Source organism: Streptomyces canus, from assembly GCF_030816965.1.
Lineage (GTDB): Bacteria > Actinomycetota > Actinomycetes > Streptomycetales > Streptomycetaceae > Streptomyces > Streptomyces canus_E.
Genome location: NZ_JAUSYQ010000002.1, coordinates 983,459 through 995,589, shown reverse-complemented (window position 1 = coordinate 995,589; position 12,131 = coordinate 983,459). Strand labels below are relative to the sequence as shown.

Sequence of the window (12,131 nt, the reverse complement as noted above, 5' to 3'; positions counted from 1 at the left end):
CGCCTACGGGTCCCTGGATCTGACTTGTCCGATTCCTGTGCGGCGCGCACTCTGGGTCTGTGAGGCACCTCACCGCGCGAATAGAGCAAGAATGGCCACTTTTGATCAAGGAAACGGTCACAGCGGGTGGTCATCCGATGTCGCGACGGTCACCCTCAGCCTGGACGGCGTGGTCACAGGGTGGAGCGAGGGCGCTCGACGACTGCTGGGCCACCGAGCCCCGGAGGTCGTAGGGCGCGCCGCGACAGATCTGCTGCTCGGTGAGGGAGTTCCCGGGGCGACCGGACTCTCTCTCACCGGCTCCCAGGAATGGAGGGGCACGGCGGCACTGCGGCATCGGGACGGCCACCCCGTCGAAACGGCCCTGCACGCCCAGCCGTCGCTGGGCCGCGACGGCACGGCCCACTCCTTCGTCGTGACCCTCTCCCCGGGCCCCGACCGAAGTCTGGTGGAGTGGGCCTTCGACCAGGCCTCGATCGCGCTCTCCGCCCACAGCGTGACGTCCGGCTCGTGGCGCCGGAACGCGACGGCGGAGAGCGGGGAGAGGGGGAGCGGGGAGAGAGGGACAGGGGTCGAGGGCGGAGCACGAGCGGTAGGAGCCGAGGAGCGAGAGGTACGAGCCGACGGCGGGGAGCGAGCGGCAGGAACCGAGGGAGGCGAGCCGCCGGCCGGGGACGGAGACCGGCCGACCGCCAGGGACGGGGGTGAACCGGCGATGCGCCAAGCCGCACGCGGGGTGGCCCTCGACGCCGGATACGAGCCGCAGGCGCCCGCTCCCGCCGATGAGGGTTTCCTCCAGTGTGTCCGCCGAGTCGCCGAAGAACGCGCCCCGATGCGCTACGAGTGTCTGGCCCCGGAACCGGCCTGCGCTCCGGGCGCTGCCGTCCCCCGCGGCTCCGCCCACCACCGCGCCTGGGTCATCGAGCTCTGGCCCGTCCGCGACCCCGCGACCGGTGAGGTAGTCGGCGTGGGCACCGCCGCGTTCGACAGCAGCGACCAGCACGCGGCCCGGCAGCGGCTCGCCCTGCTGCAGGAGGCCGGCACCTGCATCGGCACCACCCTGAACGTGACCCGCACCGCCCAGGAGCTCGCCGATCTCGCCGCCCCGCGCCTCGCCGACTTCGTCAGTGTGGACCTCCTCGACTCCGTGCTGCGCGGGGACGAACCCGTGCCGGGACCGGTCGATGCGGCCGTGGTGCTCCGCAGGGTCGCCCACCAGTCCGCCGCCGAGGGGGAGGGCGTACCCGAGGCGGCCATCGATCTCGGCGGGATGGACACCTACCCGCCGTTCTCGCCGCCCGCCCGCTGTCTGGCCGAGGGAAAACCGGTGCTCAGCGGCGCGGACGACCCCGACTTCGCGGCCTGGATCGCCGGACACGAGACGCGCACCGCACGCGTGGCGGAGTACGGGTTCCACTCCGTCATGGCCACCCCCCTGCGCGCCCGGGGCATCACCCTCGGCGTCGCGGTCTTCGCCCGCAGCAGCGGCTCCCCGCCCTTCGAACCGGACGACCTGATCCTCGCCGAGGAACTCGCGGGCCGGGCCGCGGTCGGCGTCGACAACGCCCGCCGCTACACCCGTGAGCGCACCAACGCCCTCACCCTCCAGCGCAGCCTCCTGCCCCGGGACCTGCCCAAACAGGCGGCCGTCGAGGTGGCGTACCGCTACCTGCCCGCCGGCACCGGCGCGGGCGTGGGCGGCGACTGGTTCGACGTCGTGCCCCTGTCGGGCACCCGCGTGGCCCTGGTCGTGGGGGACGTCGTCGGGCACGGCATCCATGCCTCCGCCACCATGGGCCGGCTCCGCACCGCCGTCCGCACCCTCGCCGACGTGGACCTCCCCCCGGACGAACTCCTCACCCACCTGGACGATCTGGTCACCCACCTGTCCACGGACGAGGAGGACATCGCTCCGGACGAGCCGTACGTCGTCAGCGGCGAGATCGGTGCGACCTGTCTGTACGCCGTCTACGACCCGGTCTCCCGTGTGTGCACCTTCGCCAGCGCAGGTCATGTCCCGCCCGTCGTGCTCCTCCCCGACGGCACGGCCCGGGTGGTGGATCTGACGCCGGGGCCGTTGCTCGGCGTCGGAGGGCTGCCCTTCGAGTGCACCGAGCTGGAGCTGCCCGAGGGCAGTCTGCTGGCCTTCTGCACCGACGGTCTGGTCGAGGCGCGCGACCGTGACGTCGGCCTCGGGCTCGACCGGCTGTGCGAGTCCCTGGCCGGTCCGGTCACCTCGCTGGAAACGACCTGCGACATCATTCTCAAGGATCTGCTGCCCAAGAGCCCCTCCGACGACGTGGCGCTGCTCCTCGCCCGCACCCGTGCCCTGCACGCCGACCAGGTCGCCGCCTGGTCCCTGCCCTCCGACCCGTCGATCGTGGCCGACGCCCGCGCCCAGACCACCCGTCAGCTCACCGCGTGGGGGCTGGAGGAGGCGGCGTTCGTCACCGAGCTGGTGGTGAGCGAGCTGGTCACCAACGCCATCCGCTACGGCGCCGTTCCGATCGGCCTCCGGCTCATCCGTGACCGGACCCTGATCTGCGAGGTCTCCGACGCCAGCAACACCGCCCCGCATCTGCGCCGCGCCCGCACCTACGACGAGGGCGGCCGCGGCCTGCACATGGTCGCCCAGCTCACCCAGGGCTGGGGCACCCGCCAGACCCCCCTGGGCAAGACCATCTGGGCCGAACAATCCCTCCCGGCCGGCTGACCATGGCAGCGCGACCCAGAACCGACGACTCCGGCGGCGGCACGCACACGGTGGGGCTCCTCTACCCGCCCGCCGGCCGCCTCCGTGACTACACCACCATGCAGCTCGCCTTCGTGGGCGGGGTGGCCGAGGCCGCCGCCCAGCAGGGCTACGACCTGCTGCTCGCCCCCGCCGGCAGCCATGACGACCCCTCTTTCCTGCGGATGATCGACGACCGGCGGGTGGACGGCGTGATCGTCATGGAGATCCGCCGGGAGGACGACCGCGTCGAGAGCCTGGCCGAGGCGGGTTTCCCCTTCGTGGCCATCGGCCGCAACCATCGGGCCGACGTGGCCGGCTGGGTCGATCTGGACTTCGCCGGCCTGGCCGGCGGCTGCGTCCAGCACCTCGCCGACCTCGGTCACCGCAGAATCGCCTTCGTCAACCGGTCCGAGCAACTGTTCAACAGCGGCTACGGCTTCGCACGGCTGGGGGACGAGGGCTACACCGAGGCGATGAAGAAACTGCTGCTCACCCCGCACGCCTATCTCTGCGGCGACGACCTCGCCTCGGGAGAGGAGGTCGTGGAGCGGATCCTGAGCGAGGACCCGGCGACGACGTCGCTGGTCACCATGAACGAAGCGGCCCTGGAAGGCGTCTACCGCGGACTCACCCGACACGGCCGCAGCGTGCCGCGCGACTTCTCCGTCGTCGGCGTCGCGGCCAGCCCCTGGGCCGAACAGGTGAATCCGCCCCTCACCGCCGCCGATATACCCGCCAAGGAGATGAGCCGGGTCGCCGTCGACCTGATGATGCGGCGGCTGCGCTCACCGGACTCGCCTCCCCGGCACGTCCTGCTGAAACCGCTGATCACCCTGCGCGGCAGCACGGGGCGCTGCCGACCGGTGCCGGGCTCGGAACCCGAGAACGAACTCCCCGATTTCCCCGATTTGGACCTGGACTTCTGATACGTCCGTTTCTGTGACCCGATCACCGAACCCTGGGAGCAGAACATGTCGTACCCCCTCGACCGCCGCAGCTTTCTCCGCGCCTCGGGCGCGACAGCGGCCGCTGCCGCCCTCGGCGCAGGTGCGGCCCTGACCTCCTGCAGCTCGGACACGTCGGGCCCGGTGACCCTCAAGTGGTGGGACTACTTCACCCTGGACAACTTCCAGCCCGGAATGAACCGCCTGATCAAGGACATCGAGGCCGGCGTCCCGGACGTGCGGATCGAGCGGCGGACCTTCCCGTTCGCGGAGCTGGAACGGCAGATCACCCTGGGGGCGATCTCCGGCGACCTGCCCGATCTCGCCATCGTCGACAACGTCGCCATGAACACCCTCGGGAGCAGCCGTCTGCTGGCCGACCTCACCGCCAGAGTGAAGAAATGGGGCCAGGCCGACCAGTACTACAAGGGGCCCTGGGAGGGCTGCCAGGTGGGTGGAAAGACTCTGGGCATCCCCAACAACAGCAACTGCCTCGCCCTCTACTGCAACACCCGCATGCTCAAGGCCGCCGACGTCGAACCCCCCACCACCTGGGACGAACTGGCCTCCGCCGCCCAGAAACTCACCAGCGGCGACCGCTACGGCCTGGCGCTGAGCGCGATCAACACCGAGGAAGGTGTCTTCCAGTTCCTGCCCTTCCTCTGGCAGGCGGGCGGCGACCTGGACACCTTCAGCACCTACGGCGCCACCGCGCTCACCTTCCTGGACGAACTGATCGCCAAGGGCTCCCTGTCCGAACAGTGCGTGGGCTGGACCCAGCAGGACGTCAACACCCGCTTCCTCAACCAGCGCGCCGCGCTGCAGATCAACGGCCCGTGGCAGATCCCCACGCTGAAGAAGGCCGACTTCGACTGGAACGTCGTCGCCCTGCCCCGCGACAAGGAGGCCGCCACCTGCCTGGGCGGGGAGAACTGGGTCGCGATGGCGAACAGCAAGCACGTGGACAAGGTGTGGGAGGTCCTGGAGTACACGCAGCGTCCCTCGGTCCTGGTGCCGTACCTGGTGGCCTTCGGTGAACTCCCCGCCCGCAAGGACCTCGCCGACCGGGGCAGCTGGGCCTCGGACCCGGCCCTGCGGCTCTTCCTCAGCCAGCTGCCCCTGGCCCGGCCGCGCCAGTACGGCGCCCACTACGCCGAGGCCTCGCAGGCCGTCGCGGAGGCGGAGCAGGCCGTGCTCACCGGATCCGCGTCCCCGTCCGCCGCGGCCAGGACCGCGGCCGGAAAGATCGACAAAGCTCTGGGCGAGCAATGAACCAGCCCTCCGCGCGCCGCCGCCGCACCGGCTACCTCTTCTGCCTGCCGGGCATGGCCTTCCTCGCCCTCTTCCTGGCCTACCCGCTCCTCTACAACGTGTGGACGTCCGTCCACGACCTCGACCTGGGCCAACTCCTCGGTGGGGCCGAGCGGTTCAACGGACTGGACAACTACCGGAGCGTGGCCGACGACCCGGCCTTCTGGCACTCCGTGCGCCTGTCCCTGGTCTTCACCTGCGGCTCGCTGCTGCTCCAGTTCACGATCGGCTTCGCCCTGGCCCTGCTCTTCGCCCGCCCGTTCCCCCTCAACGGCCTTATGCGGTCCCTCCTGCTGATCGCCTGGCTGCTGCCCCCGGTGGTCAGCGGCACCCTGTTCCGCTGGATGCTCGACGCGGAGTCCGGCGCCTACAACGCCCTGTTCCAAGCAGTCGGCCTGAGCGGTCTGTCCCACGACTGGCTCACCGACCCGTCCACCTCGATGGCCGGGGTGGTCTTCGCCAACGTCTGGGTCGGCGTGCCCTTCAACATGCTGCTGCTCCTGGTCGGACTGCACACCATCGACCCCGAGCTCCACGAGGCCGCCGCCATCGACGGGGCGAGCGCCTGGCAGCGCCTCCGCCACATCACCCTCCCGCTGATGCGGCCCGTCTCGGTGACCGTCCTCCTCCTCGGCCTTCTCTACACCTTCAAGGTCTTCGACCTCGTCTTCGTGATGACCGGCGGCGGCCCCGTCGACGCCACCCGCGTGCTCTCCCTCTACGTCTACGAGGTGTTCTTCACGTTCTTCCGGTTCGGCCAGGGAGCCGCGGCCGGCCTGCTGCTGCTCGTCGTACCCCTGCTGGCAGGTGTCTGGTACGTGCGACGGCTGCGGCGCGAGGACGAGGCGCCGGCGGGAGGTGCCGTATGAGACCGCCGCGCCACCCCTGGCTGTTGACCGCGATCGCCACCCTCGTCACCGCCGTCTTCCTGCTGCCGGTGTACTGGATGGTGAAGACCAGCCTCACCCGGCCGGACCGCATCCAGACGCCGGACCCGCAGTGGGCGCCCAGCCCCGTCACCGGCGAGAACTACTCGACGGCTCTGGGGTACGAGGGCCTGACCCGGGCCCTGCTCAACAGTCTGGTCATCTCCTGTGGGGTGGTCGCGCTCACGCTGCTTCTCGGCGTGCCGCTGGCCTACGCCCTCGCCCGCATCCGCATGCGGGGCTCGGGCACGATGGTGCTCGCCCTCCTCGTCGCCCAGCTCCCGCCCGCCATCGTGCTGGCGGCCCCGCTGTTCATCCTCGAACGCCGGGCCGGTCTCACCGGCACCTACCTGGGACTGATCGCCGCCGACACCACGCTCACGCTGCCCTTCACGGTGATCGTGCTGCGTCCCGTGATGCGCAGCATGTCCCCGGAGCTGGAGGAGGCGGCCCTGGTCGACGGCTGCGGGCTGCCCGGTGTACTGCTGCGGGTCGTCCTGCCGCTCATGGTGCCCGGTGTGGTCGCGGCTGCCGGACTGTCCTTCCTGATCGGCTGGGGAGAGTTCCTGTTCGGGCTCACGCTCGCCGACGGGCCCGACGTCCAGCCCGTCACCGTCCTGCTCAACGCCTTCATCGGGCAGCACGGGACGTCGTGGGGCGCCCTGATGGCCACCGCCACCCTCATCAGCATCCCGGTGGTCTGCGTCTTCGCCGTCTTCCAGCGCTTCGTCGTCGGCGGGCTCACCGCGGGCAGCGTGAGGGGCTGAACGCCATGCATCCTCGTGACCGCGCGCCCTGGGTGGCACCGCCTCCACCCCTGATCCCGGCCGCGCCGGATCCCCTGACCGGTGCTTGCGTCACCCGCGCGGACAAGGACGGTGTAACCCTCCACGTACGCACCGCGGCCGGACGTACCGGCATCCTCCGTCTGCGCCCTGCGACGGGCAACTGCCTACGGATCACGCTGCGGTTGGACGGCGTGCCGGCGGCGCCCCGGGTGTCCGTCGTCACCGCGCCGACGGACACCCGCTGCACGGTCGAGCAGTCACCGGACGCCTTCACCCTCCACCTCGAGTCACTGTGTCTCGAAGCCCGTCTGACGCCGTTCGTCATGGAGTTGACGAACCGTCATCTACAACAGGCGACCGATGTGAGCGACCCCAGCGACCGCAGGACCGTCCTGCCCCTCGGCGTCACCGCACTCGCGGACGGCCGACTGGCGTACCACGACAGCTGGTTCACCGAGCCCGACGAGCACTTCTACGGACTCGGCGAGCGTTTCACCGGCCCTGAGCTGCGCGGCCAACGCGTCGACTGCTGGGTCGAGGACGCTCAGGGCTCGACCGGCACCCGCTCCTACAAGGCCGTCCCGTTCCTGCTCTCCAGCCGGGGCTACGCCGTTCTCGTGGACACCACCACCGCGGCCTCCTTCGACCTCGCCCACAGCAACACCGGCGCCTGGTCGCTGACCGTCCCCGACGAGGAACTCGACTACTACCTGATCACCGGCACCCCCACCGAGTGCCTGCGCACCTACCGCGACCTGACCGGCCCGGCCCTGCTGCCCCCGGACTGGGCCTTCGGCCCCTGGATCTCCGGCGGCTTCCGCCGGGACAGCGCGGACGAGGTACGCCAGCGAGCCCGCCGCATCCGCGAACTCGGGTTCCCCTGCGACGTGTTGCACATCGACACCTACTGGCAGCGGCCCGGCCGCTGGTCGGACATGGAATGGGACACCGAGGCGTTCCCGGACCCCCGCGGGCTGATGACCCACCTGGCCGGACAGGGCTTCCACGTCTCGCTCTGGATGAACCCGTACGTCAGCGTCGACAGCCCGTACTTCGCCGAGGCGGACCGCAACGGCTGGTTCCTGCACGCCCCTTCGGGCACCACCTGGACCGGCCAGGTCTGGGGCGGCGCCCACCCGGACTCGGCCGTCCTCGACCTGACCCATCCCGGCGCCGTCGACTGGTTCCGGGACCGCGTCCGCCAGACCCTGGCCACCGGAGCCTCGGTCCTGAAGACCGACTTCGGTGAGGCGGTTCCCGCGGAGGCGGTGGCGTACGACGGCATGACCGGCGACCGGCTGCACAATCTCTACCCCCTGCTCTTCAACGACCTGGTCGCCGAGGTCACCCAGGAGGCCGCGGGCCACGGCCTGACCTGGGGCCGCTCCACCTGGACCGGCGGCCAGCGACACGGCGCCAAGTGGACCGGCGACCCCAACGCGAGCTGGCAGGACCTGGCGTCGACCTTGCGCGCGGGCCTCTCGCTCTCCTTCTCCGGCCACCCCTTCTGGAGCCACGACATCGGCGGCTTCCATGGCACACCCGATCCCGAACTCTTCGTCCGATGGGCGCAGTTCGGCCTGCTCTCACCCCTCAGCCGGTTCCACGGCATGACGTCCCGGCTGCCCTGGGACTTCGGCGAGGAGGCGTACACGGCCGTCCTGCACGCGGCCCGGCTGCGCACGAGCCTGCTGCCGTACGTCCACCGCGCCGCCGCCGACGCGGTCCGCACCGGAGAACCGCTCGCCCGTCCCATGGCACTGGACCACCCCGACCGCCCGGACGCCCACGCGGCCGACCTCCAGTACCTGCTGGGCCTCGACCTGCTGGTCGCCCCCCTGTACGCGCCGGGTGGACGCAGACAGGTGTGGTTCCCGCCGGGGGAGTGGCTGCCGTACGCGGGCTCCGGAGGGCCGATCACCGGACCTGCCTGGCGTCGGGTCCGCATCCCCCTCACCGCCGCCCCGCTCTGGCTACGGGCCGGAGCGCACGTTCTGTGAGCAGGAGGTCGCACACCGCCCCGGCGGCGTGCGCCGAGTGTCCGGGGCGCCGTCGAGGTGGGACTCTGGGCGGGAGAGGTATCCGCCGAGGGGACTCGGGAGGCCCGATGGGACGTGACGTGCCGGCCCTGGTGTTCACGCGGGAGGACCGCCGACGGTACCGGGACAAGATGCACACCTGCCTGGACGTCCTCGCGCAGATGCTGCGCGAGTCCGGCTTCGAGAGCGAGCGCCCGCAGGTCGGGCTGGAGATCGAGCTCAACCTGGTGGGCGAGGACGACCTCCCGGTGATGCGGAACACCGAGGTGCTCCAGGCGATCGCCGACCCCGCCTGGTCCAGCGAGCTGGGCCGCTTCAACCTCGAGATCAACATTCCGCCGCGCCGGCTCCTGTCCGGCGGACCCGGCTCCTGGGAGCAGGAGATCCGCGACGCCCTCAACCACGCCGAGGAACGCGCCTCGGCTATCGGCGCGCACCTGATCATGGTGGGCATTCTGCCGACTCTGGGCGAGGCGGACGTCGGCGAGGCCGCCCTGTCGGGCGATCCGCGCTACCGGCTGCTCAACGAGCAGATCTTCGCGGCGCGCGGTGAGGACCTGCGCATCAAGGTGGAGGGCGTCGACCGCCTCGCGATGTACGCCGACGCCATCACCCCCGAGGCTGCCTGCACCAGCACGCAGTTCCATCTCCAGGTCGCCCCCAAGGAGTTCGCGGACTACTGGAACGCGGCACAGGCCGTCGCCGGCGTGCAGATCGCCCTCGCGGCCAACTCGCCCTTCCTTTTCGGCAAGGAGCTGTGGCGCGAGACCCGCATCCCTCTCTTCGAGCAGGCCACCGACACCCGCCCCCAGGAGATCAAGGCACAAGGCGTACGGCCCCGGGTGTGGTTCGGGGAGCGGTGGATCACCAGCGTCTTCGATCTCTTCGAGGAGAACGTCCGCTATTTCCCCGCGCTCCTGCCGATCTGCGACGACGAGGACCCGCAGGAAGCACTGAACGGCGGCGGTGTCCCGGAACTCGGCGAACTGACCCTGCACAACGGCACGATCTACCGCTGGAACCGCCCGATCTACGCCGTCACCGACAGCGGCCCGCATCTGCGCATCGAGAACCGGGTCCTGCCCGCCGGGCCCACCGTGGCCGACATCATCGCCAACGGCGCCTTCTACTACGGCCTGACGCGCGCCCTGGTCGACGAGGACCGGCCGGTGTGGACGCGCATGTCCTTCTCGGTCGCCGAGGAGAACCTGCACACCGCCGCCCGTGACGGCATCGACGCCCGCCTGTACTGGCCGGGAGCGGGCGAAGTGCCGGTCACGGAACTGGTGTTGCGGCTCCTGCTGCCCCTCGCCCACCGGGGCCTGGAGCTGGCCGGCATGGACACGGAGTGGCGGGAGCCCCTGCTCGGCGTCATCGAGCAGCGCTGCGTCACCGCCCGCAACGGCGCCGTGTGGCAGGCGGAGACGGTCCACCACCTGGAGAAGTCAGGCGTCGGAGACCGTCAGGAGGCGCTGCGGCGGATGACGACGACATACATGGACTACATGCACCTCAACGCACCCGTGCACACCTGGCCGGTGGACTGATCACCGCCATTCCTGCGGAGGTGTCAGCGGCACCGGAACAGGCCGCTCCACCGACGTCGACAGCTCGATCCGCCGCCCCTCGGCCGACGAACGCAGCAGGGCGGTCATCGTCTCCAGTACATGCAGGGCGAGTTCACCGCTCGCGCGCGGTGCCCGCTGTCCGTCGGCGGCGACGAAGTCGAGCAGACCGACGCCCCGGGCGGCTCCGACGTAGCCCGCGGACGGCGAGAGCGTGCGCCACCCCTTCTCAGCCTCGCCGAGTTCGAGGAGCCGTACCTCGCCGTCGAAGTTGTTCGGATCCGGGACCGTGAGAGTGCCCCTCTCGCCGTGGACCTCGATCGGCGCGGCCGTGGTGGCGACGCCGTCGAAGCTCGTCGTGATCGTCGTCAGGACCCCGCCCTCGTGTTCGAGGACCCCGGAGACGTGGCTGTCCACCTCCACCGGTATCCGCTCGCCCGTGCGCGGACCGGACCCGATGACCCGCTCGGTGCGGCGCCGGCTGGACGCACCGATCACGGCACGCACCGGACCCAGCAGATGCACCAGGGAGGACAGGTAGTACGGCCCCATGTCCAGCAGGGGACCGCCACCGGCCGTGTAGTAGAAGTCCGGGTGGGGATGCCACCGTTCGTGGCCGGGGGTGACCATGGCGGCCGAGGCGAACAGCGGTCGGCCGACGGCCCCGGCCTCCACCGCCGCCCGCGCCGTCTGGACGCCGGTGCCCAGGACCGTGTCCGGCGCACATCCCACTCCCACCGCCGCCTTCGCCGCGGCCTCCAGGACGGTGCGGGCGTCGGTGAGTTCGGCGGCCAGCGGTTTCTCGCCGTAGACGTGCTTGCCGTGGCCGATGGCACCGAGGGCGATCTCGGCGTGCGCCGCGGGGACGGTGAGGTTCAGCACCGTGTCGACGTCCGGGCTGCTCAGCAGTTTCTCGACGGACAGCGCCTGCACTCCGGGCAGTTCGGCGGCGACGGCGGCCGACCGGGAGGCGTCCAGGTCGGCGACCGCGGTGACGCGCGCGGCGCGGTGGCCGACGAGTGTGTCCAGGTAGGCGCGGGAGATGACGCCGAGACCTACGACGCCGATGCGGTGCGCGTCGCCCACAGCATGCCCCTCTCGATGACGGTGCGGACGTTGGGGTTCTCGAGGACGTCGAGGTTGTGCCCGGGTGTCGTCACCACGACACGTCCGGCACCCCACTGACGGGTCCAGACCGCCGGGGAGGTGACCGGCCGGTGCCAGGGCTGCCACGGCTGTGCCGGGTGGGTGGTGGTGGCCAGGACGTCGACCAGGTCGTCGTGGAGCACCCAGTACTGCTCGGTGTGCAGCTCGAAGTCCTCGATGCCCGCGGTGACGGGGTGTTCGCGGCCGAGTTCGGTGAGGGTGACGGTGTACGGCAGGAAGTTGTCCTCCTCGCCGCCCCGCCGCTCGCACGGCTCCTTGCCAGGATGGGTCGCGAACTGGCCGCCCACCAGGTGGAGATAGTCGGCGGAGGCACGGAACGAGTCGGCGATCCCACCGTGCCAGCCGGTGAAGCCGGTACCGGCCACCACGGCCGCGCTCAGCCCCGACACCTGCTCGGCGGTGATCTCCGACATGGTCACGCACTGCACGACGAGGTCGGTGGCGGCCATCTCGGCGCTGTCGGCGTAGACATCGGTCGACTCCTCGATCCGGACGTCGTAGCCACTGCTCTCCAGGAAGGGCAGGAACAGCTCCGTGGCCTTGACCGGCTGATGTCCCTCCCAGCCGCCTCGGACCACCAGTGCTTTCTTACGCGTCATCTTGTTCCTTTGTGGGGCACGAAAGGTTCCTGGGGGAGATCCCCCAGAGGAGGCGGAG

Annotated in this window: 9 protein-coding genes; 7 read left to right on the top strand and 2 right to left on the bottom strand. The window is 70.9% G+C overall.

Annotated features, from left to right (window positions below):
- Positions 1-91 precede the first annotated feature (91 nt).
- From QF027_RS05545 to QF027_RS05515, 7 genes are all read left to right on the top strand, one after another.
- Positions 92-2,713: a SpoIIE family protein phosphatase gene (locus QF027_RS05545; protein WP_307073034.1), complete on the top strand. Its 2,622-nt coding sequence runs from the start codon at positions 92-94 to the stop codon at positions 2,711-2,713.
- Positions 2,714-2,715: 2 nt separating this feature from the next.
- On the top strand, positions 2,716-3,660 hold the full coding sequence (locus QF027_RS05540) for a LacI family DNA-binding transcriptional regulator (RefSeq protein ID WP_306985438.1): 945 nt from the start codon (positions 2,716-2,718) through the stop codon (positions 3,658-3,660).
- A 45-nt stretch (positions 3,661-3,705) separates the two neighbouring features.
- Positions 3,706-4,950: a sugar ABC transporter substrate-binding protein gene (locus tag QF027_RS05535; RefSeq protein ID WP_306985440.1), complete on the top strand. Its 1,245-nt coding sequence runs from the start codon at positions 3,706-3,708 to the stop codon at positions 4,948-4,950.
- Positions 4,947-5,858, top strand: coding sequence for a carbohydrate ABC transporter permease (locus QF027_RS05530; RefSeq protein WP_306985442.1), 912 nt, complete (start codon positions 4,947-4,949; stop codon positions 5,856-5,858). Before QF027_RS05535 ends, QF027_RS05530 begins: the two co-directional genes overlap by 4 nt.
- A complete protein-coding gene (locus QF027_RS05525) occupies positions 5,855-6,682 on the top strand; it encodes a carbohydrate ABC transporter permease (RefSeq protein ID WP_306985444.1) in 828 nt (275 codons plus the stop codon). Before QF027_RS05530 ends, QF027_RS05525 begins: the two co-directional genes overlap by 4 nt.
- A 5-nt stretch (positions 6,683-6,687) precedes the next feature.
- Positions 6,688-8,703 carry a glycoside hydrolase family 31 protein gene (locus tag QF027_RS05520; protein ID WP_306985446.1) on the top strand — a complete coding sequence of 672 codons (2,016 nt, stop codon included), beginning with the start codon at positions 6,688-6,690 and terminating at the stop codon, positions 8,701-8,703.
- Between the two features lie 107 nt (positions 8,704-8,810).
- Entirely contained in the window at positions 8,811-10,289 is a 1,479-nt protein-coding gene (locus tag QF027_RS05515; protein ID WP_307073030.1) for a glutamate--cysteine ligase, read from the top strand.
- Here the strand turns inward: QF027_RS05515 and QF027_RS05510 are convergent, their stop codons facing one another.
- Positions 10,290-11,393, bottom strand: coding sequence for a Gfo/Idh/MocA family protein (locus tag QF027_RS05510; RefSeq protein ID WP_306985450.1), 1,104 nt, complete (start codon positions 11,391-11,393; stop codon positions 10,290-10,292).
- Positions 11,363-12,073: a ThuA domain-containing protein gene (locus QF027_RS05505; RefSeq protein ID WP_307073028.1), complete on the bottom strand. Its 711-nt coding sequence runs from the start codon at positions 12,071-12,073 to the stop codon at positions 11,363-11,365. Before QF027_RS05505 ends, QF027_RS05510 begins: the two co-directional genes overlap by 31 nt.
- Between the last annotated feature and the right edge of the window lie 58 nt (positions 12,074-12,131).